The 24,065-nt window shown below is 54.9% G+C and carries 22 protein-coding genes, 1 tRNA gene and 4 pseudogenes; 15 read left to right on the top strand and 12 right to left on the bottom strand.

Going from position 1 to position 24,065, the window contains the following annotated elements:
- Positions 1 to 350 precede the first annotated feature (350 nt).
- Complete coding sequence (locus ACSEMK_RS19480) at positions 351 to 1,472, top strand: cupin domain-containing protein (RefSeq protein ID WP_087858382.1); 1,122 nt, start codon at positions 351 to 353, stop codon at positions 1,470 to 1,472.
- Positions 1,473 to 1,526: 54 nt separating this feature from the next.
- Here the strand turns inward: ACSEMK_RS19480 and ACSEMK_RS19475 are convergent, their stop codons facing one another.
- Together ACSEMK_RS19475 and cusR are read right to left on the bottom strand one after the other, a co-directional pair.
- Entirely contained in the window at positions 1,527 to 2,969 is a 1,443-nt protein-coding gene (locus ACSEMK_RS19475; protein ID WP_087858381.1) for a Cu(+)/Ag(+) sensor histidine kinase, read from the bottom strand.
- The gene (gene cusR, locus ACSEMK_RS19470) at positions 2,959 to 3,642 is read right to left on the bottom strand and encodes a copper response regulator transcription factor CusR (protein ID WP_047046104.1); all 684 of its coding nucleotides are present in this window, start codon (positions 3,640 to 3,642) and stop codon (positions 2,959 to 2,961) included. Before cusR ends, ACSEMK_RS19475 begins: the two co-directional genes overlap by 11 nt.
- Before the next feature lie 64 nt (positions 3,643 to 3,706).
- Here cusR and ACSEMK_RS19465 point away from each other — a divergent pair, with 64 nt between their 5' ends.
- From ACSEMK_RS19465 to ACSEMK_RS19435, 7 genes are all read left to right on the top strand, one after another.
- On the top strand, positions 3,707 to 3,829 hold the full coding sequence (locus ACSEMK_RS19465) for a hypothetical protein (RefSeq protein ID WP_257394921.1): 123 nt from the start codon (positions 3,707 to 3,709) through the stop codon (positions 3,827 to 3,829).
- The gene (locus ACSEMK_RS19460; RefSeq protein WP_430915300.1) at positions 3,816 to 5,201 is read left to right on the top strand and encodes an efflux transporter outer membrane subunit; all 1,386 of its coding nucleotides are present in this window, start codon (positions 3,816 to 3,818) and stop codon (positions 5,199 to 5,201) included. Before ACSEMK_RS19465 ends, ACSEMK_RS19460 begins: the two co-directional genes overlap by 14 nt.
- 17 nt (positions 5,202 to 5,218) lie before the next feature.
- On the top strand, positions 5,219 to 5,563 hold the full coding sequence (gene cusF, locus ACSEMK_RS19455; protein WP_430915301.1) for a cation efflux system protein CusF: 345 nt from the start codon (positions 5,219 to 5,221) through the stop codon (positions 5,561 to 5,563).
- A gap of 44 nt (positions 5,564 to 5,607) precedes the next feature.
- Positions 5,608 to 6,870 (top strand): efflux RND transporter periplasmic adaptor subunit, encoded by a 1,263-nt coding sequence (locus tag ACSEMK_RS19450; protein WP_430915302.1) that lies wholly within the window; start codon positions 5,608 to 5,610, stop codon positions 6,868 to 6,870.
- A gap of 11 nt (positions 6,871 to 6,881) precedes the next feature.
- On the top strand, positions 6,882 to 10,031 hold the full coding sequence (locus ACSEMK_RS19445) for a CusA/CzcA family heavy metal efflux RND transporter (RefSeq protein ID WP_435336628.1): 3,150 nt from the start codon (positions 6,882 to 6,884) through the stop codon (positions 10,029 to 10,031).
- Between the two features lie 317 nt (positions 10,032 to 10,348).
- Positions 10,349 to 11,068 carry a DNA/RNA non-specific endonuclease gene (locus tag ACSEMK_RS19440; RefSeq protein ID WP_435336627.1) on the top strand — a complete coding sequence of 240 codons (720 nt, stop codon included), beginning with the start codon at positions 10,349 to 10,351 and terminating at the stop codon, positions 11,066 to 11,068.
- A 114-nt stretch (positions 11,069 to 11,182) separates the two neighbouring features.
- Positions 11,183 to 11,524 (top strand): DUF1294 domain-containing protein, encoded by a 342-nt coding sequence (locus ACSEMK_RS19435; RefSeq protein WP_430915305.1) that lies wholly within the window; start codon positions 11,183 to 11,185, stop codon positions 11,522 to 11,524.
- Positions 11,525 to 11,598: 74 nt separating this feature from the next.
- Here the strand turns inward: ACSEMK_RS19435 and ACSEMK_RS19430 are convergent, their stop codons facing one another.
- The 4 genes and pseudogenes from ACSEMK_RS19430 to ACSEMK_RS19415 form a co-directional block, all read right to left on the bottom strand.
- Positions 11,599 to 11,886 (bottom strand): MarR family transcriptional regulator, encoded by a 288-nt coding sequence (locus ACSEMK_RS19430; RefSeq protein WP_430915306.1) that lies wholly within the window; start codon positions 11,884 to 11,886, stop codon positions 11,599 to 11,601.
- Between the two features lie 11 nt (positions 11,887 to 11,897).
- A complete protein-coding gene (locus ACSEMK_RS19425) occupies positions 11,898 to 12,197 on the bottom strand; it encodes a colicin immunity domain-containing protein (protein ID WP_163312590.1) in 300 nt (99 codons plus the stop codon).
- On the bottom strand, positions 12,187 to 12,489 hold the full coding sequence (locus ACSEMK_RS19420; protein WP_430915359.1) for a colicin D domain-containing protein: 303 nt from the start codon (positions 12,487 to 12,489) through the stop codon (positions 12,187 to 12,189). The genes ACSEMK_RS19425 and ACSEMK_RS19420 overlap by 11 nt, the downstream gene beginning before the upstream one ends.
- Before the next feature lie 18 nt (positions 12,490 to 12,507).
- Positions 12,508 to 12,762 (bottom strand): annotated as a pseudogene (locus ACSEMK_RS19415) (DUF6883 domain-containing protein); the annotation flags it as partial.
- A gap of 71 nt (positions 12,763 to 12,833) precedes the next feature.
- On the opposite strand from ACSEMK_RS19415, the gene ACSEMK_RS19410 reads away from it, so the two are divergent.
- Together ACSEMK_RS19410 and ACSEMK_RS19405 are read left to right on the top strand one after the other, a co-directional pair.
- Positions 12,834 to 13,954 (top strand): IS3 family transposase gene (locus tag ACSEMK_RS19410; RefSeq protein ID WP_430915307.1). Its coding sequence is split into 2 segments (ribosomal slippage): positions 12,834 to 13,092 and positions 13,092 to 13,954, totalling 1,122 coding nucleotides; the frame shifts between segments, so codons are not numbered across the junction.
- A 28-nt stretch (positions 13,955 to 13,982) separates the two neighbouring features.
- Positions 13,983 to 14,159 (top strand): annotated as a pseudogene (locus tag ACSEMK_RS19405) (integrase); the annotation flags it as partial.
- 163 nt (positions 14,160 to 14,322) lie between these two features.
- On the opposite strand, the gene ACSEMK_RS19400 reads toward ACSEMK_RS19405, so the two are convergent.
- The 6 genes and pseudogenes from ACSEMK_RS19400 to ACSEMK_RS19375 all read right to left on the bottom strand — a co-directional run bounded on the left by ACSEMK_RS19400 (position 14,323) and on the right by ACSEMK_RS19375 (position 18,357).
- Complete coding sequence (locus tag ACSEMK_RS19400) at positions 14,323 to 14,451, bottom strand: type I restriction endonuclease subunit R, EcoR124 family (protein WP_430915308.1); 129 nt, start codon at positions 14,449 to 14,451, stop codon at positions 14,323 to 14,325.
- Positions 14,452 to 14,626: 175 nt separating this feature from the next.
- A complete protein-coding gene (gene dcm, locus ACSEMK_RS19395) occupies positions 14,627 to 15,859 on the bottom strand; it encodes a DNA (cytosine-5-)-methyltransferase (protein WP_430915309.1) in 1,233 nt (410 codons plus the stop codon).
- A gap of 80 nt (positions 15,860 to 15,939) precedes the next feature.
- Positions 15,940 to 16,659: an Eco47II family restriction endonuclease gene (locus tag ACSEMK_RS19390; protein ID WP_430915310.1), complete on the bottom strand. Its 720-nt coding sequence runs from the start codon at positions 16,657 to 16,659 to the stop codon at positions 15,940 to 15,942.
- Positions 16,660 to 17,059: 400 nt separating this feature from the next.
- Positions 17,060 to 17,675 (bottom strand): annotated as a pseudogene (locus tag ACSEMK_RS19385) (IS3 family transposase); the annotation flags it as partial.
- Between the two features lies 1 nt (position 17,676).
- A pseudogene (locus tag ACSEMK_RS19380) lies at positions 17,677 to 18,108 on the bottom strand (tyrosine-type recombinase/integrase); the annotation flags it as partial.
- Positions 18,109 to 18,272: 164 nt separating this feature from the next.
- Positions 18,273 to 18,357: transfer RNA gene (locus ACSEMK_RS19375), tRNA-Leu, on the bottom strand.
- Between the two features lie 572 nt (positions 18,358 to 18,929).
- On the opposite strand from ACSEMK_RS19375, the gene ACSEMK_RS19370 reads away from it, so the two are divergent.
- The 5 genes from ACSEMK_RS19370 to ACSEMK_RS19350 all read left to right on the top strand — a co-directional run bounded on the left by ACSEMK_RS19370 (position 18,930) and on the right by ACSEMK_RS19350 (position 24,065).
- Entirely contained in the window at positions 18,930 to 19,574 is a 645-nt protein-coding gene (locus tag ACSEMK_RS19370) for a carbonic anhydrase (RefSeq protein ID WP_430915311.1), read from the top strand.
- Positions 19,571 to 21,040, top strand: coding sequence for a SulP family inorganic anion transporter (locus ACSEMK_RS19365; protein ID WP_435336626.1), 1,470 nt, complete (start codon positions 19,571 to 19,573; stop codon positions 21,038 to 21,040). The genes ACSEMK_RS19370 and ACSEMK_RS19365 overlap by 4 nt, the downstream gene beginning before the upstream one ends.
- A 113-nt stretch (positions 21,041 to 21,153) precedes the next feature.
- The gene (gene ahr, locus ACSEMK_RS19360) at positions 21,154 to 22,173 is read left to right on the top strand and encodes an NADPH-dependent aldehyde reductase Ahr (RefSeq protein WP_213794703.1); all 1,020 of its coding nucleotides are present in this window, start codon (positions 21,154 to 21,156) and stop codon (positions 22,171 to 22,173) included.
- A 142-nt stretch (positions 22,174 to 22,315) separates the two neighbouring features.
- Entirely contained in the window at positions 22,316 to 23,188 is an 873-nt protein-coding gene (locus ACSEMK_RS19355; protein WP_113374809.1) for a carbohydrate ABC transporter permease, read from the top strand.
- A complete protein-coding gene (locus tag ACSEMK_RS19350) occupies positions 23,178 to 24,065 on the top strand; it encodes a carbohydrate ABC transporter permease (RefSeq protein ID WP_046654732.1) in 888 nt (295 codons plus the stop codon). Before ACSEMK_RS19355 ends, ACSEMK_RS19350 begins: the two co-directional genes overlap by 11 nt.

Raw genomic sequence — 24,065 nt, 5'->3', positions numbered from 1 at the left:
GCCGGCTGTTTGTGTGAAGTGATTCACATCTGCCGTGTCAGTGGGAGCGCATTATAGGGAGCTGCTGAGATATAGCAAGCCTTAAAATACAAAAAACTTATCAAGCGCTCATTTATTAAGCTTTTCACGTTTATCCGCGGTAAGACCGAATCGACAAAACCCAGTATTCATGCGGCCTGCAGTGCATTTCCTACCGAAACCACTTTTTTGCGAAAACGCGATTTTTCTCGTTTCCCCACCGCCGCTATCACGCCAATGGTGAATTAAGCACCACTCTTGACCCATGACAAAGCGCCCCGCTTCGTCATCTTTCTATAATCAGAGCCGTTTCTTCCTATTGGTAATAATCTATGGCTTATCAACTCAACATTAACTGGCCCGAGTTTTTAGAGAAGTACTGGCAAAAGCAGCCGGTCGTATTAAAGAAGGCGTTTCCGAACTTCATCGACCCCATCACGCCAGACGAGCTGGCCGGGTTAGCCATGGAGCCGGAAGTCGATAGCCGGCTGGTCAGCCTGGTCAACGGTAAATGGCAGGCCAGTAACGGTCCATTTGAGCATTTCGACGGGCTGGGCGAAAGCGGCTGGTCATTGCTGGCCCAGGCGGTAAACCACTGGCATATGCCGGCCGCCGAGCTGGTGCGCCCGTTCCGCGTGCTGCCTGACTGGCGTTTAGACGACCTGATGATCTCCTTCTCCGTCCCCGGCGGCGGCGTAGGCCCGCATATCGATCAGTATGACGTCTTTATTATTCAGGGCATGGGCAGCCGCCGCTGGCGCGTGGGCGATAAACTGCCGATGCGTCAGTTCTGTCCGCATCCGGCACTGCTGCACGTCGATCCGTTCCCACCGATCATTGATGAAGATCTGGAGCCGGGCGACATCCTCTATATTCCACCGGGATTCCCGCACGACGGCGTAACTCACGAAACGGCGCTGAACTACTCCGTCGGCTTCCGCGGTCCAAATGGCCGCGACCTGATCAGCAGCTTCGCCGACTATGTGCTGGAAAACGATCTCGGCGGCGAACACTACAGCGATCCGGACCTCACCTGCCGCGACCATCCGGGCCGGGTTGAAGAGTATGAACTCGACCGTCTGCGCAACATGATGATCGACATGATTCGCCAACCAGAAGACTTCAAGCAGTGGTTCGGCAGTTTCGTCACCACGCCGCGTCACGAGCTGGATATTGCTCCGGCGGAACCGGCATATGAAGAAGAGGAAGTGGTCGATGCGCTGCTGGGCGGCGAAAAGCTTTCTCGCCTGAGCGGACTGCGCGTTCTGCATATCGGCGACAGCTTCTTCGTACATAGCGAACAGCTGGATACCACCGATGCCGAGGCGCTGGATGCATTGTGCCGCTATACCTCATTAGGTCAAGAAGAGCTCGGCAGCGGCCTGCAAAATCCAGAATTCGTGAGCGAGCTGACGCGGCTGATTAATCAGGGCTACTGGTACTTCGAAGAGTAAAAGAACGGCAATACTGCGGGCAGCCGCCTGGCGCTGCCCGCTTGCTTTCAGCCGTTATTGCGCATATTTCGGCAGCACGATAATAAAGCGCGTAGAGCGCAGATCGGACTGCACCGCTACGCTGCCGTGATGGGCGCTGACAATCGATTTTACAATCGCCAGACCGATACCGCTGCCCTCGCCTTTGCGCTGGCGTGACGGGTCGACGCGATAGAAACGGTCAAACAGGCGCGGCAAATGTTCAGCAGCAATCGGCGCGCCGGGGTTCTCCACCACCAAGCGGATCTTTTCGGCGCTTTCGCTCAACTGAATGGTCACCGCCTGTCCGGCCGGCGTATAGCGGATCGCGTTCGACAGCAGGTTACTGATTGCCCGCCGCAGCATCAGCGGGTCGCCAATCACCCGGCAGTGGCTACCGACAAAACGCAGCGCCACCTCTTTCTCTTCCGCCCACGCTTCAAAGAACTCAAACACCTTATTCACTTCCTCGGCCAGATCCAGCGCCCGTTGTTCAGGGATTAACTGGTTATTATCCGCCTGGGCGAGGAACAACATATCGCTGACCATCCGCGACATGCGCGAAAACTCTTCGAGATTGGAATAGAGCACCTCTTCCAGCTCCTGCTGGCTGCGGCTTTGGCTCAAGGCGATTTCGGTTTGCGTCACCAGGTTGGTAATCGGCGTACGGATTTCATGGGCGATATCGGCGGAGAAATTAGACTGGCGGGTAAAGACATCCTCTATCCGCTCCAGCATATGGTTAAACGACAGCGCCAGCCGTTCCAGCTCGATGGGCACCGCCTGTGGGTCAAGGCGTACATCGAGATCCCGCGAGGTAATATTCTGGATCTGGCGGCTGATCTGGCGAATCGGCTTATGCCCCTGATAGACCACAAACAGCACGATGGCGATAATCAACAGGCTGATTATCGACGCCGCGGAAATCAGCTTCGCTTTGAGTTCATTAATATAGTGCAGGTGAAAGTCGATCGATAAAGCCATCAGCAGATGCCAGGCCGGTTTACCGTCCGACTGCTTGCCGAGCGGCAACATGATTAGCCGCCAGGAGCGGGTCTCCATTTGATGATTATCATGAACCATTTCCCGCGGCTGCGGGTCAGTCCATGAAATCACATTACCATCGCGCAACTTCATCGCCAGCCCCGGCGTACTCATAATATGGCTGAGTTCCGGGCCGTCTGGCGACTGAAATAAGATATTGCCCTCGGCATCATCCAGACAGATAAAGACGTTAGCGTAGCCGCCAATCACGTTTTTTAAGATCTCCAGCCGCCGCTCCTGCGGGTAGTCGGCGTGGTTGAGCACCGTCTCAAGCGTGGTGCTGAGCTGCTTGAGATCGTGAACGTCGCGTTCTTCAAAGTGGGCCTTCACCGAATGGATCATGATCCAGGTGAAGGCAAAGAAAGCGATGATGGTGGCGAGGCTGATAAAGAAGGTCAGCCGGGTGGCCAGCGAAAAGGGGCGCTTAGCGGCCATCCGGCACCTCAAGCATATAGCCGACGCCGCGCACGGTCTGGATAAGCTTCGGCTCGAAGTCGTTATCGATTTTGGCGCGCAGCCGCTTCACCGCCACGTCGATGGCGTTAGTGTCGCTGTCGAAATTCATATCCCACACCTGCGACGCGATCAGCGAGCGGGGTAGCACCTCGCCCTGATGGCGCAAGAAGAACTCCAGCAGGGTAAACTCTTTGCTGGTCAGGGTGATACGAGTCGCGCCGCGCATCACCTTGCGGCTGACCAAATCAACGCTGAGATCGGCCGCCTGAAACTGGCTTTCTACTATTACTGCCGCCCCGCGACGTAGCAGAGTGCGCACCCGCGCCAGCAGTTCCGCAAAAGCAAAGGGCTTCACCAGATAGTCGTCGGCGCCCAGCTCCAGCCCCTTCACCCGATGCTCGATAGTGCCAAGCGCGGTGAGCAGCAGGATCGGCATCCCTTTATTGGCGGCGCGCAGCATGCGCACGATATCCCAGCCGTTGACGTCCGGCAGCATGATGTCGAGGATCAGCAGATCGTAGTCGCTGGTCATCGCCAGGTGATAACCGTTAAGGCCGTTGTCGGCCAGGTCGACGACGAATCCGGCTTCGGTAAGCCCTTTGGTCAGGTACTCCCCGGTTTTCTTCTCATCTTCGACAATCAAAATCTTCACGGCTGGCTCCTTCACGCGCGCTCTGTGCGGGTATTCAATTTTAGAGGAGCCCCTCCGGATAGCAATGAAATATCAGGAAAATGACAGCTTTGTCATTTTCCTGTCACGCGTTGAACAGAGCCCGCTGCGTAAAGTATCCGCCATTGATAAATCGCCGAAAACCGTCTGCCGTCATGCGCCCAATTAAGCTTCTTTCTCTCAGCGTGATATTCGCCTTAACCGGCTGTCTGTCACTTGCTCCGGACTATCAGCGCCCCACCGCGCCGGTGCCACAGCAGTTCTCTCTCAGCCAGAACAAACTGGTTACTGCGACAGCGGGCTACCAGGAGACTGGTTGGCGCACCTTTTTCGTCGACCCACAGGTAAAAAGCCTGATTAGTACCGCGCTGACCAACAACCGCGATCTACGGATGGCGACGCTGAAAGTGCAGGAAGCCCGCGCCCAGTACCGGGTCACCGACGCCGACCACTACCCGCAGCTTAACGGCGACGGCAGCACCACCTATGGCGGCAAGCTCAAAGGCAACACCACCACCAGCAGCGATTATGCCGCTGGCTTGAATCTCAGCTACGATCTCGACTTCTTTGGCCGGTTGAAAAACCTTAGCGAGGCCGACCGGCATAACTTCTTCGCCAGCGAAGAGGCGCGGCGCGCGGTGCATATCCTGTTGATTGCTAACGTTTCACAAAGCTACTTCAACCAGCGTCTGGCGGCGGCGCAGCTACAGGTGGCGAACGACACCTTACAGAACTATCAGCAGTCTTACGCCTTCGTTGAAAAACAGCTGCTGACCGGCAGCACCACCGTCCTGGCGCTGGAACAGGCGCGCGGCATGATCGAAAGCACCCGCGCCGATATCGCCAAACGGCAGGGCCAACTGGCGCAAGCTAATAACGCCCTGCAGCTACTGCTCGGCAGCTATCAACGTCTGCCGGACGATAGCGCCAGCAGCGCGGTGGACCTGAAAGGCGTAACCCTGCCGCCGTCGCTCTCCTCAGAGATCCTGTTGCAGCGGCCGGATATTTTAGAGGCTGAACACAGCCTGTTGGCGGCCAACGCCAATATCGGCGCCGCGCGGGCGGCCTTCTTCCCGTCGATTACCCTGACCAGCTCGCTCTCCGGCAGCAGCAGCGAGCTCTCCAGCCTGTTTAACGCCGGCAGCGCGATGTGGAACTTTATCCCCAAAATCGAACTGCCGATTTTCAACGCCGGGCGTAACCAGGCCAACCTCGATCTGGCGGAGATCCGCCAGCAGCAGCAGGTAGTCAACTATGAGCAAAAAATACAGTCCGCCTTTAAAGAGGTGGCCGACGCGCTGGCCCTGCGCCAGAGCCTGGCCGATCAGATTGCCGCCCAGGAGCGTTATCTCGCTTCACTAAATATCACCCTGCAGCGCGCTACTGCGCTCTATCGTCACGGCGCGGTCAGCTACATCGAAGTCCTGAGCGCCCAGCGCGACATTTTCACCACCCGACAAACCCTGCTGGAACTCAACTATTCCCGTCAGGCTAATGAAATCACCCTGTTCACCGCCCTCGGCGGCGGCTGGATGGAATAACCCGAGGAGTTTTGATTATGAATTCACTGTCTAAATTCGCCCTGTTCACCCTGTTCTCTGGCGCAGTGTTCGCGGCCCAGGCCGCCGAACCGCACGCCGGTATGGCAATGCACGAGCAGCCCGCTGCCCTGCAAACGCAAAGCATCACGAGCAAAGGCGTCATTAAAGCCATTGACATGGATAGTAAAAAAATCACCATCGCCCACGAGGCCATCCCGGCGGTGAACTGGCCGCCGATGACCATGCGTTTCACCATCACCCCGCAGACGCAGCTCAACAATGTGAAGAACGGCGACAGCGTGGATTTCACCTTCGTTCAGCAGGGCAATCTGTCGCTGTTACAGGATATCCGCGCCCAATAACGGCCCGGCGACGGTAGGCTCCTCAACAACTGAATGGACGACACATGGCATCCCTGACACTGAAAAATACGGCGCTGATCCTTGGCAGCATGCTGATTGGCGGCGCGCTTACCGCGGCGCTGTATACCCGACTGACGCCGACAATGGATAGCGCTCCGGCGGCCGAGCAGCAGCGTAAAGTGCTGTTCTGGTACGACCCGATGTACCCGAACACCCGCTTCGATAAACCGGGTAAATCGCCGTTTATGGATATGGACCTGGTGCCGAAATACGCTGATGAGGAGAGTGCCGTCGCCGGTGCGCCAGGGGTGCGTATCGACCCGACGCAAACCCAAAACCTCGGCGTAAAAACCGCCGCGGTCACCCGCAGGCCGCTGCGCTACGCCCAGACCTTCCCGGCCAACATCAGCTATAACGAGTACCAGTACGTGATTATGCAGGCGCGGGCGGCGGGCTTTATTAATAAAGTCTATCCGCTGACCGTCGGCGACAAAGTGAAACAAGGCACGCCGTTACTCGAGCTGACCATCCCGGACTGGGTGGAGGCGCAGAGCGAATATCTTTTATTGCAGGAGACCGGGGGCACCACCACGCAGGTTGAGGGGATCCTCGAACGCCTACGCCTTGCCGGGATGCCGGATGACGATATCCGCCGTCTGAAAACCACGCGCAAAATCCAGACCCGCTTTACCCTCAAAGCACCGATCGATGGCGTTATTACCGCCTTCGATCTGCGTGCCGGAATGAATATCGCCAAAGATAATGTGGTGGCGAAAATTCAGGGCATGGACCCGGTGTGGGTCAGCGTGGCGGTGCCGGAATCCATCGCCTGGCTCATTAAAGACGCCTCGCAGTTCGCCATTCAGGTTCCCGCCTGGCCGGGCAAAACCTTCAGCATCAACAAATGGACCATTCTCCCCAGCGTCGATAGCGCCACCCGTACCCTGCAGCTGCGCCTGCAGGTCAACAACCCGGATGAAGCGCTGAAGCCGGGGATGAACGCTTATCTGAAACTGACCAGCGAAAGCGCGCCGATGCTGCTGATCCCATCAAAAGCGTTGATCGACAGCGGCAACGAGCAGCGAGTGATTACCATGGATAACGAGGGGCGCTTCGTGCCGAAGCTCGTGCAGGTATTCCACGAATCCAATGGCGTTACGGCCATTCGCAGCGGTCTGCAGGAGGGCGAAAAAGTCGTCGCCAGCGGCCTGTTCCTGATCGACTCGGAAGCCAATATCTCCGGCGCGCTGGAGCGCATGCGCGCGCAGGCTCCTGATGTCACAGCCCCTGCCGCCCACGCGCACTGAGGAACGGAACAATGATTGAATGGATTATCCGCCGCTCGGTGGCCAACCGTTTCCTGGTGATGATGGCGGCGCTGTTTCTCAGCATCTGGGGGACCTGGACTATCGTCCATACCCCGGTAGACGCCCTGCCGGACCTCTCCGACGTACAGGTAATCGTCAAAACCAGCTATCCTGGGCAGGCGCCGCAGATCGTTGAAAACCAGGTCACCTGGCCGCTGACCACCACCATGCTGTCAGTTCCTGGCGCCAAAACGGTGCGCGGCTTCTCGCAGTTTGGCGACTCCTACGTGTACGTGATTTTTGAAGACGGCACCGATCCTTACTGGGCGCGCTCGCGGGTGCTGGAGTATCTCAACCAGGTGCAGGGCAAACTGCCCGCCGGGGTCAGCGCCGAAATGGGCCCGGACGCCACCGGCGTTGGCTGGGTCTTCGAGTACGCGCTGGTCGACCGCAGCGGCAAACATGACCTCGCCGAACTGCGCTCGTTGCAAGACTGGTTCTTAAAATATGAGCTGAAAACCATTCCTAACGTCTCGGAAGTGGCTTCGGTAGGCGGCGTGGTCAAGGAGTATCAGATTGTCGTCGACCCAATGAAGCTGACCCAGTACGGCATCAGCCTCGGCGAGGTGAAATCGGCGCTGGATGCCTCTAACCAAGAAGCCGGCGGCTCTTCCGTCGAACTGGCGGAAGCCGAATATATGGTGCGCGCCAGCGGCTACCTGCAGACGCTCGACGACTTCAAAAATATCGTGCTGAAAACCGGTGACAACGGCGTGCCGGTCTATCTCGGCGACGTCGCGCGGGTGCAGATTGGCCCGGAGATGCGCCGCGGTATCGCCGAGCTTAACGGCGAGGGCGAAGTGGCCGGCGGCGTGGTGATCCTGCGCTCCGGCAAGAACGCCCGCGAGGTAATTTCTGCGGTCAAAGAGAAGCTGGCGTCGCTGCAAAGCAGCCTGCCGGAAGGGGTTGAAGTGGTCACCACCTACGACCGCAGCCAGCTTATCGACCGCGCCATCGACAATCTCAGCTACAAGCTGCTGGAAGAGTTTATCGTTGTCGCGCTGGTCTGCGCTCTGTTCTTGTGGCACGTGCGCTCGGCGCTGGTGGCGATTATTTCGCTGCCGCTCGGCCTGTGTTTCGCCTTTATCATGATGCATTTCCAGGGGCTCAACGCCAACATCATGTCGCTGGGCGGGATCGCCATTGCGGTGGGGGCGATGGTCGATGCCGCCATCGTGATGATAGAGAACGCCCATAAGCGGCTGGAGGAGTGGGAACATCAGCACCCGGGAGAGAAGCTCGGCAACGACATCCGCTGGAAAATCATTACCGATGCGTCGGTGGAGGTCGGCCCCGCGCTGTTTATCAGCCTGCTGATCATTACTCTGTCGTTTATCCCGATTTTCACCCTCGAAGGCCAGGAGGGCAAACTGTTCGGCCCGCTGGCCTTCACCAAAACCTGGTCGATGGCCGGGGCGGCGCTGCTGGCGATCGTGGTGATCCCGATCCTGATGGGCTTCTGGATCCGCGGCAAGATCCCTGCGGAGAACAGCAACCCGCTGAACCGCTTTTTGATCCGCATTTATCACCCGCTGCTGCTGAAGGTACTGCACTGGCCGAAGACTACCCTGCTGATTGCGCTTCTGTCGATCCTGACGGTGATTTGGCCGCTTAACCGGGTCGGCGGCGAGTTTCTGCCGCAGATCAACGAGGGCGATCTGCTGTATATGCCGTCAACGCTGCCGGGGATCTCCGCTGCGCAGGCGGCGGATATGCTGCAAAAGACCGATAAGCTGATCATGACGGTGCCGGAAGTGGCGCGGGTGTTCGGCAAAACCGGCAAGGCCGAAACCGCCACCGACTCGGCGCCGCTGGAGATGGTAGAGACCACGATTCAGCTTAAGCCACAGGACCAGTGGCGACCGGGGATGACCATGGAGAAGATCGTCGAGGAGCTGGATAAAACCGTGCGTCTGCCGGGGCTGGCGAACCTGTGGGTGCCGCCGATCCGCAACCGCATCGACATGCTCTCCACCGGCATCAAGAGCCCGATCGGCATTAAAGTTTCCGGCACTAACCTGGCCGATATCGACGCCATCGCCGAACAAATTGAAGTGGTGGCGCGCACCGTGCCGGGAGTTACTTCGGCATTAGCCGAGCGGCTGGTCGGCGGGCGCTACCTCAACATTGATATTCATCGTGAGAAGGCGGCCCGCTACGGCATGACCGTCGGCGACGTGCAGTTGTTTGTTTCGTCCGCCATCGGCGGCGCGATGGTCGGCGAAACGGTAGAGGGCGTCGAGCGATATCCGATCAACATCCGCTACCCGCAGAGCTATCGCGATAGCCCGGAGACCCTCCGCCAGTTGCCGATCCTCACGCCGCTGAAGCAGCAGATCGTGCTCGGCGACGTCGCCGAGGTTAAGGTCGTTACCGGGCCATCGATGCTGAAGACCGAGAACGCCCGCCCGACCAGTTGGATCTACATCGACGCTCGCGACCGCGACATGGTGTCGGTGGTGCGCGATCTGCAGCAGGCCATCGGCAAAGAGGTGAAGCTGAAGCCGGGCATCAGCGTCTCCTACTCCGGGCAGTTTGAGCTGCTGGAGCGCGCCAATCAGAAGCTGAAGCTGATGGTGCCGATGACGCTAATGATTATCTTCGTGCTGCTGTACCTGGCGTTCCGCCGCTTCGGCGAGGCGCTGCTGATTATCACCAGCGTGCCGTTCGCCCTCGTCGGCGGGATCTGGTTCCTCTACTGGATGGGGTTCCATTTGTCGGTGGCTACCGGTACCGGCTTTATCGCCCTGGCCGGGGTGGCGGCGGAGTTTGGCGTGGTGATGCTGATGTATCTGCGCCACGCCATCGAGGCGGAGCCATCGCTGGAGAACCCGCAGACCTTCAGCGCCGATAAGCTCGACGAGGCGCTGTATCAGGGCGCGGTGCTGCGCGTGCGGCCAAAGGCGATGACCGTGGCGGTGATTATCGCCGGCCTGCTGCCGATTTTATGGGGCACCGGCGCCGGGTCAGAAGTGATGAGCCGTATCGCCGCGCCGATGATTGGCGGGATGATCACCGCGCCGCTGCTGTCGCAATTTATCATTCCGGCGGCATATAAGCTGATGTGGCTGTATCGGCATCGGGGCAAACGCGGAGAATAAATAAAGACAAGCCCGTTGGTATTTCACCGGCGGGCTTTTTTATTATTAGCCCCACAAGCAATTACCTCATTTAACCCTCACCCGTTCTCATATTATCTCATCCTCTGCGCCAATCGGCCTTCACTCCTCGTTATCCCCTTTAGCTTCATTGATTTTCCTGCTCTCCCTGGCTGCGTATTTATCACGTGGAAAAAAGGTGGGCCTTAATTCAATGAGCGCTATCGATGAAACTGAATCCTTTTCCACCTTGTTTATTTTTGCTGTTATTACTTTCCCCCCTGAGCACGATATCCCCCTGCCATGCCGCGACAGTAAAGGTGGATAATTGCGAAGTTGGCTGCCCGACCGGCGGCAGCCAACAGACGCTCTTCCGCGCGGCCTACACCCTGAACAACAACCCTCACCGTAAGCTGGCCAACTGGGTAGCGTATAAAATCACCCGCGCCAGCGAGGCAAGCAACCGTAAGAGAGTGTGGAAACAGGACCCCGATCTCCCCGCTGCCGATACCCTGGCGCCCGCCGACTATCGCCGGGCTAATACTTTACTGGCGGTCGATCGCGGCCATCAGGCGCCGCTGGCGAGCCTCGGCGGCGCGGCGGACTGGCCTACGCTGAACTATCTGTCGAATATCACTCCGCAGGAAGCGGCGCTGAATCAGGGGGCATGGGCTCGGCTGGAAGACGCAGAGCGCGCGTTAGCAGAGCGCCCGGAGGTGACAGCGGTTTATGCGGTTACCGGCCCGCTGTTCGAGCGGCATATCGCCACCCTGCCCGCCGCGCCGGGCGTGGAGATCCCCAGCGGCTACTGGAAGATTATTTTCCTCAATGATGGTCTGCAGAGCGGCCAGTACGCGGCATTTGTGCTGGACCAGGCGACACCGCGCGATGCTAATTTTTGCGACCATCAGGTGACGGTGGCGGAGATTGAACGCCGCACCAGTCCGCATTTGACGCTGTGGCCGGCATTGCCGGCGGCCGTTGCCGCAACCTTAAAAAAGCAGCCCGGGAGGTTGGCGCGGGAAATGGGTTGCCGGTAAGGAGCAAGGGGTAAAGTTGTCGACCTGTCGCGAGTAACAATCGGCGTCTTACCGCCAGCCAGCAAACCAGGTATAGTTGCCGTCTCTGCCACTGCTAAGCGCTGTTGATATCGTATGAAGCTCGGTTATTTTTGTTACTTCCTGCTGGCCCTTGCCGCCGTCGGCAGCGTGTTACTGCCCTATTCCATCGCCATGTGGTTCCTGCTGGCGAACGTGCTGACCTGGCTTATCTACGGCATCGACAAATTAGCCGCCCGTAAAGCCTGGGGCCGGATCCCGGAATCCACCCTGCTGGCCTTCGGCCTGCTTGGCGGATGGCCGGGCGCGATTGCCGGGCAGCAGTGTTTTCGCCACAAAACCCAGAAGCAGCCATTCAGGACATATTTCATTATTAGCATCGTGCTGAATGTTGTGGTGCTGGTTGGCGGGTATTGGCTGTACCGGGATTATGGGTAGTGGGAAGAGGATTAAGTTACATAGGCGCTACAGTGACGTTTTACCTTACTCAAGGAGCCGCGCGTTGCAAAAAATCATGAGATATCGTAATCCCTTGTAACCTCGTCAATTTGTCCCAACAACTGATGACCTTGCTCTGATACGCGATAACGTAGTCTCGATGAGTTTTCGTTATAAACAGCATCGACCATCCCTTCATTCATCAAGTTGGTTACTATGTTCACAACATTGCTAAACCTGGGAATTCCCCTTGTAGCAAGGGTGCGATCCAGTATCATCCATGTCCAGTCGATGTCTTTTTCTGCCATGACTTTCAAGACATTGAGTTCTGTAGTAGTTAATGAGTATGTCTCTGTTATCATTATGAATTATGTCAAGCGAGTATGGCGTTTTCCCAAGTGGCTTTAAGGCGTGATACCTCACTTAGCAATTCATCCTCGTTTAAATCATCTTCGTCGATTAACTCGGGATCTGAACAGTAAGAATCGACTAATGAGAAAACTGAGTCAAAAAACTTCTGGGTAGCTATATCGGCTTTTTTTGTATCAGTTGAATCCCTGTAAGTTCGCCATGCGGCGGAGTATTCTTGTTCAAAATCCGATGCAGCAATGTTACCGCACGTAAATGCGTCAATAAGATCCAAAATCGCCGATTCATTTTGATTAAAAGACATTGCCATTACCTATTAGGTCGGTTGATTGAGTATCTGACAGCTTCCATCCGGAAATGAAGTTGCCATCTGTTTTTGTCATAATATTTAGTTTGGTTTCTGGATTGTAGTAGTGATAGACATCCTGATTCCATCGATATTTACCTGTAATTCTATTGGTTAACGGATCGTCTATATGACTTTTTAACGCCTGTTCAAATGATTTTAATCCTTCTGCATTTGGATTGCCGGAAACGTTGAAATCAACAGCATGTTTGAACTTTTTCTGTAGCTGTCGTGACTCGAAACTAACCAACGTTGAAGGCGATGGTTTAGGCGTTTTAGACAGATTGGATAGTGTTTCTATTTCATTTACTGGGGTTAATCTTCCGATGCTAAGTGCCGCTGCAACTGACGCACCGGTGATGAGTAACCCTTTGTTATCCATTACCTGATCGTAACCTGACGGAGCACCCCCGCCGAGCTGCTCTGCGGTCTTTCTGAACCCCTCAACATTACCGTTGTAAATACCGCCTGCGGCCAGAAGCCGACCCGCTGCTTTGCTGTTGATGGTTTTTGCCGCCTGAGCTAACCTGCTCCCCATTGATTAATACACCGCGATGTTAGTAATGTCTTCATAAGCCACATGAGGACATCCCCATGAAGAAGCGTTTTTCCGACGAACAGATCATCAGTATCCTCCGCGAAGCTGAAGCAGGGGTTTCTGCCCGTGAGCTCTGCCGCAAGTACGCCATTTCCGACGCCACCTATTATACCTGGCGTAAGAAGTATGGCGGTATGGAGGTGCCTGAGGTTAAGCGCCTGAAGTCGCTTGAGGAAGAGAACGCCAGACTCAAGAAGCTGCTTGCCGAAGCCATGCTGGATAAGGAGCCACTTCAGGTGGCTCTGGGGCGAAAGTACTGACGACAGACCAGAAGCGGGAAGCAGTGGTATTGATGTGTGATGCGACCGGTCTGTCGCAACGTCGTGCCTGCATGCTTATAGGCTTGTCCCTGTCGACCTGTCGCTATGAGGCTCAGCGTACGACGGCTGATGCGCATTTATCAGGGCGCATCACTGAGCTGGCACTGGAGCGAAGGCGTTTTAGTTACCGCCGCATCTGGCAGTTACCGCGCCGTGAGGGTCTTCATGTTAATTACAAGCGCGTGTACCGCCTTTATCATCTGAGAGAGCTGGGCGTAAAACGCAGACGGCGTCGTAAAGGGCCGGCAACAGAACGTCTGCCTCTGCTCCGCCCGGCGGCGCCCAACCTGACCTGGTCGATGGATTTTGTCATGGACGCGCTCGCCACCGTTCGCAGGATCAAGTGCCTGACCTGTGTGAACGACTTCACGAAGGAATGCCTGACGATTACCATCGCATTCGGGATTTCAGGCGTTCAGGTCACGCGTATTCTGGAAAGCATTGCACTGTTTCGAGGCTATCCGGCGACGATAAGAACTGACCAGGGGTCGGAGTTCACCTGCCGCGCACTGGATCAATGGGCTTTTGAGCATGGTGTTGAGCTGCGCTTAATCCAGCCGGGCAAGCCAACGCAGAACGGATTTATTGAGAGCTTTAACGGGCGATTTCGCGATGAATGTCTGAATGAGCACTGGTTCAGTGATATCGTTCACGCAAGGAAAGTCATTAATGACTGGCGGCAGGATTATAACGAATGTCGTCCACATTCAGCACTGAATTATCAGACGCCATCAGAGTTTGCAGCACGGTGGCGGAATGGAAAATGTGAAGGTAAACAAACCGACGTTACTAACTGATGGTTGTATCTTATACTGGGGGCAGGTCAGGCAGATGAGTCATATGGAACGTAACTCGGTACGCGCAGCATATATTCATAAAGCGGAAAATCTAGATGAACGCAAGTTGATGCTGCAATGGTGGGCTGACTTTCTTGATGCTAACCGAGAGGAAACAATTAGCCCGTTTGATTATGCAAAACTCAATAACCCGATGATTGATTGAATGCCAGCCAGCAGCCTCAGTATATAGCTAACGTTAATTTCATCGCGATGAATCAACGAGATTTAGAAATCCACGTCTTAAAGAATATAGACTTTCTCTTTGCTGGAGTGCTTTTTACCTTGTCTTGGATATCAAAGTATTTACTCGTAAAGTCTGCCTGCGTCTAGTTCGACAATATTTTAGCTGCATCGTTAAAATTGGAAAAGCTTTCGAGGATGTTTTTCAAAAGCATCACATCGCGGAATCCTGTTACAAACGCCAGTTGTGCCTCTTCATCCGGTAAAGCGACCACACTTTCTACTGTTGGGGTCAGCGTTAACAGCCGATGATAATTATTGAAGCACTTGGTGCGCTAACATTATAAATTTATTTCGGAAATCTATCGCAAGAACAATTCAGGAATAAATCTAATGAATCCAGTATAAGGTAAGAATATAAGGGTAGACTATGAAGCCTACCCTGCATGGTTATTTTTTATTTATTTTTTCTAAAAGATGTACAACGGATTTACCAATGGCAAATGACAGATTAACAGGAACAGCATTCCCTATTTGCTTATATTTCGCTGACATTGGACCTTCAAATACCCAGTCATCAGGGAAGGTCTGTATTCTTGCGTACTCACGCACTGTTAATGGTCGTGTTTCTTCCGGGTGGCAACGCTCTGTTTGTTTCTGTGCTGGGGCACATGTTAAAGTGAGGCTTGGTTCATCCCAAGACAAGCGACGAGCCATACCAGTTTTACCACCGCCTAAGTAAAAACTCTTGAGCATGTATTCTTTTTGGATATCTTCTGGAAGGTCTCTCCAGTACCCACCCGGAGGAACCATGCTTAGAATCTCGGCTTTTCTTTTAGGGTATTTTTGCCCATCAGATTCTGGCACGTCGGTATCGTACAGCTCTCCCTTTTTTAAGGCATCTTTAAGAGTTAAGATTTTATTGTAAGATGAAGGCCACTCATAATCTATGTCATTAGCAAGATCATTTCTTACAGCCACTATAATCAAACGCTCGCGTTTTTGTGGCACTTTATAGAAAATAGCCTTAAGCACTCTTGGCTCAAATAAAGTGTAGCCCAAGTCTGTGATAATATTTTTTATTGTATCTAAAGTTCGCCCATCATCATGGTTTAGCAATCCACGTACATTCTCTGCTAAAAGAACTTTCGGATTGATTTCTTTAACGGCTCTAGCGAACTCAAAGAAAAGGGTACCTCGTGTATCTTCAAAACCAAGTTTTTTGCCTGCATAAGAGAATGCTTGGCAAGGGAAACCGCCAGCCAGTACGTCAACGGTATCCCTATAAGGGGTGAAATCTACTTGACTCACATCACCTTCAACCACATTCCATTCAGGTCTATTTATCCGTAGCGTCTTACAAGCATGGGAATCAATTTCATTTAGTAAAACAGATTTTAAACCTGCTTTTTCCAAACCTAAAGCCATACCTCCTGCGCCAGCAAATAATTCTAATACAGTATAATTATTATTGCAGGCTTTAGACTCATCAGACCACTGGCTTTTAAATAAAAACTGAGCCTGCTCAAAATGTTTAAGTTGATCTTTTCTATAAAAACGATAGTTGTTCTCGTCATTTCGTTGAGAAACTAATTTTCCAGCAGTGTCCCAACGCCTTAAAGTTTCTTTTGACACACCCAAAATGTCTGCTACTTCTGAAAGTGAAAACTCTTCCTTTAACATACTTAGTAACCATGCCAACATTAGTCATGGTTACTACTGTATGGGTTTACACTGGCGTTGTCAAACATTGATCATGGTTATCAGCCGTAAGCGAGACCAAAATACTTAATAAAAGAATCTTTATCAGGGATGGAGAAGCCTTTCTGCCCAAGACGCTCGTTCAAAACATACTCAATTGCGTGAGGAAGAACACTATAAAGTTCTTGCAGAGCATCCGGTCTGCCCGTTACTAGTTCATAGAAGCTCGCACCATCAATGATTCGAATGTTAGGATTCGAAGGGCATAGAGTACCGCTACCTTTATTGGAGGGGGTAAAAGGGATGTCAGACCTGACAGGTTTGCGAGGGATTATATTAACAAAGTAAGCGCAGTAATCCTTAAAACGGCTATGTTTAGGTGATACCAGTTCATCTAAGCCTTTATACTTATCAGCTAAGTCCCCGCCAGTAACCGTTGAGTATTTATTCTTCACCTCTGCAATGATTCTTCTCTCTTCGTTGAGGAGATCAACGATGCCCCCAATTCCCATGTCCTGCCATCCATCAACATGGCCGAGGATTTTTTGGTGAAATGTACCAACATGATTCTGAATGGTCTTCTGACGTTGCCGTGCAAGTTCGGAGTTTCGCCACTCTTCATGGGATGAGAAACCCGGAGCTTCAAAAAGCGCGCCAAAAGGGTCAATCACATTGCTGTTAAAAGTCTTCTCAGCGGAGTCTTTTTTCTTTTTAGCTTTAGTTAATAAGGTTTCAACTTCGCTAAAAAGATCTTCATCACTGATATATTCAAGTAATGCCATGGCTTTCTCTCCATCATTCTTTATAATTCATTGACCTGTTTGCGTAGTAACCTTTGGAAACTATTGCTGTTACGGCTGATTACGCAGCAGCTCTCAAAAACATCATTGGAGCAAGTCTTCCCATCATAACGAGTGCGGACATAGATGAGAACGATCAATAGGCATTTAAATGATAGAAAAGGTAGATGTTTGCTGCGGCGGGCTTAGACGGTGTGATGAAAGATAACCCTGCTAAAGCACGCCTGGCAGAACGGGCGTTCCCTTTGATGACTGCCGCCCGTATACACGAGCGCGATCCTGAGGGAGAAGTTGTCGGTTGGATGCGGAGGATACGTGACATGCTTCAGTGATGCCGATACATCAAGATAGCTCTTTTTGTTCTACTGTAAGCACACCTGTTTTAGTTCCACGCACTTTTTGAGAGTCCCGTTTTTTGCCATCAGCCGGTACTCTTCCGGCGTCAGGTTGTTCATAGATTCATGAGGCCGCTCGTTGTTATATTCAATCAGCCAGCGCTCTGTAATTTCCCGTACTTCATTCAGTGTTCTGAACAGGTAAAAATCCAGGATTTCTGTCCGATATGTCCGGTTGAACCGTTCGATAAAAGCATTTTGTGTAGGCTTCCCCAGCTTGATAAATTCGAGCATCACGCCGTGTTCTTCGGCCCATTGTGCCAGCGCCAGCGAGACCAGTTCTGACCCGTTGTCCATCCGCATTTTCAGAGGGTAGCCGCGGTTTGCCACGATCCTGTCCAGTACCCGGATGACTCGCTGAGCCGGGATATTCAGGTCGATTTCTATCGCCAGTGCTTCACGGTTAAAATCATCCACCACATTAAAGGTCCGGAAGCGTCTGCCGCAGACCAACGCGTCGTGCATAAAATCGATGAACCAGCTCTGGTTTAACGCTTGCGGTGTCGCCAGTGGTGCTGGATTACGCACAGGCAACCGCTGTTTTCCCTTGCGGCGAAAATTCAGTTTCAGCAGGCAGTAAATCCGGTGAACACGTTTATAGTCTGGTTTTGAGCTGGCGAATGTCGGACGAACCGATATGAGGGAAAATGTAAAGCTCAAGATAGCGAAGAACGCGCGATCGATGGTCTTCGCTCCAGCGCTTGTTACTGTCATGCCATTCACGAGCGATAGTTTCGAAAGTATATGCCCCCGAATTCTCAGCCCGAGCTTCTTTCTGTTCGGCTTTAGGGTCAATGCCCTGGACTAACAGCTTTTTAGCTTCATCTCGCTTTGCTCTTGCCTGCGCGAGCGTCACTGTAGGCCAAACACCAAAAGCGAGGCGATCCTCTTTTTTGTCAGAGGGACGTCGGTATTTCATGCGCCAGTATTTAGAACCCTTGGCGGAAACCTCGAGATACAAACCGCGGCCATCGGCCATTTTGTAGGTTTTGTCTGTTGGCTTTGCGGTCTCTACCTGTTTGGCGTTGAGCTTCATTTGGGGGCACATTTCTAATCGAAGTTAAGATGCCCCCAATTATGCCCCCAATGACATCCGGATTTCAACGGACAACCTCAGACGAGGCAGGACGTAACAAATCTCTGAACGCATTGATTTTAAAGGGGTATTTGGACTTTCTCGGATGGTCTTGGAAGTACTAATGGTGCCGAAGGCCGGACTCGAACCGGCACGTATTTCTACGGTTGATTTTGAATCAACTGCGTCTACCGATTTCGCCACTTCGGCACTGAAGGGATACGGAAAACGTTTTGGATTATACCTGCCGCTGGCCGCCATGCAAGCGACAGCATGCATCAGTAGTGCTAAGTGTTGAAAAAAACAGCGTAATCCCACAAACGAGCGATGTGGCGTCACATTTTTCAGCCATCAATGCGCAGCAAACCGGCTTCCTGGCCTTCGCTTCCATGCCCCTACGACCAACACATCACAATCCCGCTCCAATTTTTCTCAAACCTATCTCACATTACACCCTCACCGCGCCAACGTTTTATCGCCGCCAACCATAAGCATTTACGCTTCCTTGGGCACTCAATATAAGATTCCAGAATAATTAATGTAATTGATTTATATATTCCATAAAAAACTACTCCATCGCTTTTTCTTATTACCACAATCCTTAAGAATTTATTAATTACGTCAATATTTTTATAACTTTACATTAATGAAAAGTTTTGTTTTCACTCTTTATTCCAGGATTTTCCTCAGGCGTGAAAGTTCCGGTAAATACTATTTTTACTAGTCGCTGTACGAGTCTCGATGGACATCTTCACTCGGTGAATTTACTCAGGAGAAAGACTGTGACTACCCTAAAACCTTTACTGGCGCGTAACCGCAGCTGGGCGCTGCAGAAGTGCCAGCATGACCCGGAATATTTTGAAAAACTGGTAGCCGGGCAGCGGCCACATTCGCTGTGGATTGGCTGCTCCGATAGCCGCGTTCCCGCCGAAGTGCTCACCGGCAGCCATCCCGGCGAACTCTTCGTCCACCGTAATATCGCTAACATGATTGACCCCGCCGACGACAACTTTATGAGCGTACTGCAATATGCCCTCCACTATCTCGAGGTCGAACGGGTGGTGCTCTGCGGCCACTACGGCTGCGGCGGCGTACAGGCGGCGCTCTCGTTGCCGGAGATGCCGCTGGCCAAAGAGTCCTCGGCGCTGGCCCGCCGCATCGGCTCGCTGCGCGATACCCTGCAGGGTGATATCGCTAATCTGACACCCACTGACACTGACACTGACACCGACGCGGCCGAAGCGCTCAACGCCCTGGTGGAGGCCAACGTTCGCGCCCAGTTCAGCCGCCTGCTTGACTGTGAACCCGTACAGACGCTGCTCGCCAGCGGACGGCCGCTCAGCCTGCACGGCTGCGTCTACGATCTGGCATCCGGCCATCTGACCACTCTCGTCGAACACCTCTCACCTCAGGAGCATGCCCCATGAATACTCTTCGTCAGGACTCTCTCGCAGGCATTGTCGTCTTCCTTGTCGCCCTGCCGCTGTGCCTCGGCATCGCCCAGGCCAGCGGCTTACCGCCCTTTGTCGGTCTGCTGACCGGTATCATCGGCGGCCTGGTCGTCACCGCCCTCAGCCCCTCCCGCTTCGCCGTCAGCGGCCCCGCCGCCGGACTGGTCACCATCGTCGCCGCCGCCATTGAATCCCTGGGTTCCTTCTCCGTCTTCCTGATGGCGCTGGTGCTGGCCGGCGTGCTGCAGCTGCTGTTCGGTATTCTGCGGGCCGGGCGCTTTATCTCGCTGGTTCCCGCCAGCGTCATCAAAGGTATGCTGGCGGCGATCGGCATCCTGCTGATTATGCAGCAGATCCCCGTCGCGCTTGGCAGCGCAGAAGAGACCGGGCTCGTTGATATCGTGCAGGGTAACGCCACCTTCTCCCTCAGCGCTATCGCCGTCGCCCTGGGCGGCCTGCTGGTGCTATGGCTGTGGGGTTCGCCGCTTATCCGCCGGGTGACGAGCCTGCGCTGGATCCCCGGCCCGCTGATCGCTGTCCTGCTCGGTTGTGCCACCACCGTATTAATGACCCAGGCTGCGCCACAGCAGCTTGCCTCCCTGCCGCGCATTACCCTGCCGGAGTTCGGTAGCCTCGGCGATCTGCTGGGCGAGCTGGAGTCTCCTGCGTGGAGCGCGTGGCGTAATCCGTCGGTGTGGGTGGTGGCACTGACCCTCGCGCTGGTTGCCAGCCTCGAAACCTTGCTCAGCCAGGAGGCGCTGAAAAAACTGCGTCCGCAAAATCCGCCGCCTTCGCCGAACCGGGAAATGGTCGCCCAGGGCGTCGGCAACCTGCTCTCCGGCGTACTCGGGGCGATGCCGATCACCGCGGTCATCGTCCGCAGCTCGGTCAACGTCAGCAACGGCGCGCAGAGCAAACTGTCGATCTTTATCCACGGCGTGCTGCTACTGATCTGCGGACTGTGGTTTAGCGGCCTGCTGACGTTAATCCCACTCGCCAGCCTCGCCGCCGTGCTGCTGTACACCGGCTATAAGCTGGCGACGCCGCGGCTGTTCATTGAACAGTTCCGCCAGAGCGCCGCGCAGTACGTCCCTTTCCTTGCCACCATTGGCGGGATTATCGGCTTCGGCATGCTGGCGGGGATCGGGATTGGCCTCGCCACCCAGGTGGCGTTCAGCATCTGGCGTAGCCATCGCCATTCGCTGCAGCTGGCGCGCTACGACGACCACTACGTGCTGCGCATCCAGCAGAACCTGACCTTTTTACACAATCCGCATCTGCTGGCGCTGCTGGCGAAAATTCCGGAAAAGAGCGTGGTGATCGTCGAGCACGATAACGTCGGCTATCTTGACCCGGATGTGCAGGCGGTGCTGGATGATTTTGCCGAGAGCGCGCCGCAGCGCGGTATCCGCCTCAATCAGTGGCCGCTTGCCAGCCGCTGACCGTCTCCCGGGCGGCTGGTCCGCCCGCTTATCCACCCCTCCTAATGCCAAGCGACGCCTGTTGCCATGCTCTACACTTTCTTCGTTACTACGCCAACCCCAAGGAAACAAACATGAGCATCATTAAAAGTTACGCCGCCAAAGAAGCGGGCGCCGATCTGTCGCTGTGGGAGTACGATGCCGGCGAACTGCTGCCGGAAGATGTTGAAGTCGAGGTGGAGTACTGCGGGATTTGTCATTCGGACCTGTCGATGATCGACAACGAATGGGGCATGTCGAGCTACCCGCTGGTCGCCGGTCACGAGGTGATTGGCCGGGTGGCGGCGCTGGGCAGCGCGGCGCAGGATAAAGGGCTGAAGATTGGTCAGAAGGTCGGTATCGGCTGGACGGCTCGCAGCTGCGGCCACTGCGACGCCTGTATCAGCGGCAATCAGATCAACTGCCTGGAAGGCTCTGTGCCGACCATTATGAACCGCGGCGGCTTCGCCGATAAGCTGCGCGCCGACTGGCAATGGGTGATCCCGCTGCCGGAGAGCATCGATCTGGCTTCCGCCGGCCCGATGCTGTGCGGCGGCATCACCGTCTTCAAACCGCTGCTGACCCACCGCGTGACCGCCACCAGCCGCGTCGGCGTGATTGGTATCGGCGGCCTCGGCCATATCGCGATTAAACTGCTGCGGGCGATGGGGGCGGAAGTGACCGCTTTCAGTTCCAACCCGGCTAAAGAGCAGGAAGTGCTGGCAATGGGCGCCGATCGCGTAGTGAACAGCCGCGATCCGCAGGCGTTAACCGCGCTGGCCGGTCAGTTCGATCTGATCATCAACACCGTGGCGGTGGATCTCGACTGGCAGCCGTACTTCCAGGCGCTGGCCTACGGCGGCAACTTCCACACCGTCGGCGCGGTGATGAAACCTTTCCCGGTTCCGGCCTTTACTCTGATCGGCGGCGACCGCAGCATCTCCGGCTCGGCGACCGGTAATCCGTCCGAACTGCGCAAGCTGATGAAATTCGCCGGGCGTAGCAAAGTGGCGCCAACCACCGAACTGTTCCCGATGTCGCAAATTAACGAAGCCCTGAAGCACGTGCGCGAAGGCAAAGCCCGCTATCGCGCGGTATTAAAAGCCGACTTCTGATTGGTATTTATCGCCGGGCGTCCCGTTCGCCCGGCGCTTTTCTCCTTGCTTCATCAAACCGTCATCTCCCCGCCATTCCTCTGTAGTCATCGCTTCCCACAATCCGGGCTTCCATAAACGCCTGAACGAGACGCCCGTCACCATGAATAAGCGCTGGCTCCCCTGGCTGATACTGTCGCCTTCTCTATTGTTTTTACTGCTGTTTACCTGGTTTCCGCTTGGCCGTTCGGTCTATGACAGCCTGTTTGATACCCGCATGGCCAGCGACGGCGCACAGTACGTCGGGCTGGATAACTTCACCCGCCTGTTTGCCGACGGCGTGTTCTGGCAATCGCTGGTCAATAACCTGCTCTATATCCTGCTGACGGTGGTACCTGGCGTGACGCTCGCTCTGCTGCTGGCGGTGGCGCTGAGCGAGAATCACCGCGTCAACCGCTGGCTGCGCACCGCCTTTTTCTTCCCGATGATTATCCCGATGGTTAGCGCCGCCGCGCTGTGGCTGTTTATCTTTATGCCCGGCCTCGGCCTCCTCGATCACTATCTGGCGAAGCTATTTGGCCCGCTGAACAACAACTGGCTGGGGCGCAGCAACAGCGCGCTGCTGGCGTTGGCGCTGATTGGCGTATGGAAGTTCGCCGGTTATTACATGCTGTTTTTCCTCGCCGGATTGCAGAGCATTCCAGCCTCGACGCGGGAAGCGGCGCTGATGGAAGGGGCCACCCGCACCCAGGTATTTTTTAAAGTGACGCTGCCGCTGCTGCGCCCGACGCTGAGCTTTGTAATCACCACCGCGCTGATTTACTCCATTACCCAGATTGATCACGTCGCGGTGATGACGCGCGGCGGGCCGGATAACGCCACGACCGTGCTGCTCTATTACATCCAGAATCTCGCGTGGGATACCCACGACCTCGGCAAAGCCTCCGCCGCCACCTTCCTGACGCTGGCCGGGCTGTTTGCCTTCTCGCTGATTAACCTGAAATTGCTGGAAAAAGGAGCCCACTATGAGCGCTGAAATCTCACCGCTGATGGTCCGCTCGCCCGCCGCTGCGCGTCCGCTGTGGTTGCGCCTGCGTCGCTCGCAGCCCTTTACCCTGACGGTAATCATGTGCTGCCTGGCGCTGCTATGGGTGAGCCCGTTTATCTGGATGCTGGCGACCTCGTTCAGCGCCACCACCTTCGGCGAAGATATGGCCTCATTGCTGCCGCGCCTGCCGCTGACTCTCGATAACTTCCGCGACGCCTGGGACAGCGCCGACTGGCTGAGCCTGTACGCCAACACCCTTATTTTTACCTTCGGCACTTTCTTCGTGCAGCTACTCACCATCACCACCGCCGGCTACGTCTTCGCCTGCCACGAATTTCGCGGCAAGAAAACGCTATTTCTGCTGTTTCTCGTCCAGCTGATGATCATGCCGGTGGTGATGATGGTGCCGAATATGCTGACCCTGAAAACCTTCGGCCTGCTCAACACTCTGACCGGCGTGATGATGCCCTACTTCACCTCGGCGTTCGGCGTGTTTCTGATGCGCCAGGCGTTCCTCGCCATCCCGAAAGAGCTGGAAGAGGCGGCGCTGATGGAGGGATGCCGCTGGTGGCAGGTGCTATTCCGCGTACTGCTGCCGATGTCCTGGCCGTCGGTGCTGGCCTTCGCCACCGTCAGCATTACCTACCACTGGAACGAGTACCTGTGGCCGCTGATGATGCTCAACGATCCTGATAAGCAGGTGCTGACGGTCGGGCTGGTCTCTTTCGCCATGGGCGCTGAATCCGGCGGCCAGTGGGGCACCATCGGCGCCGGGACGCTGATGGTCTGCCTGCCGCTGATGCTGGCGTTCATCCTTTTCCAGAAACAGTTCCTGCGAAGCTTCGGCTTCTCCGGGATCAAATAA

The sequence above is a fragment of the Klebsiella sp. K-3 genome (assembly GCF_051207495.1).
Taxonomy (GTDB): Bacteria; Pseudomonadota; Gammaproteobacteria; order Enterobacterales; family Enterobacteriaceae; genus Klebsiella; species Klebsiella aerogenes.
Note: the sequence above shows the minus strand (reverse complement) of the source record. Positions and strands in the feature narration are given on the sequence as shown.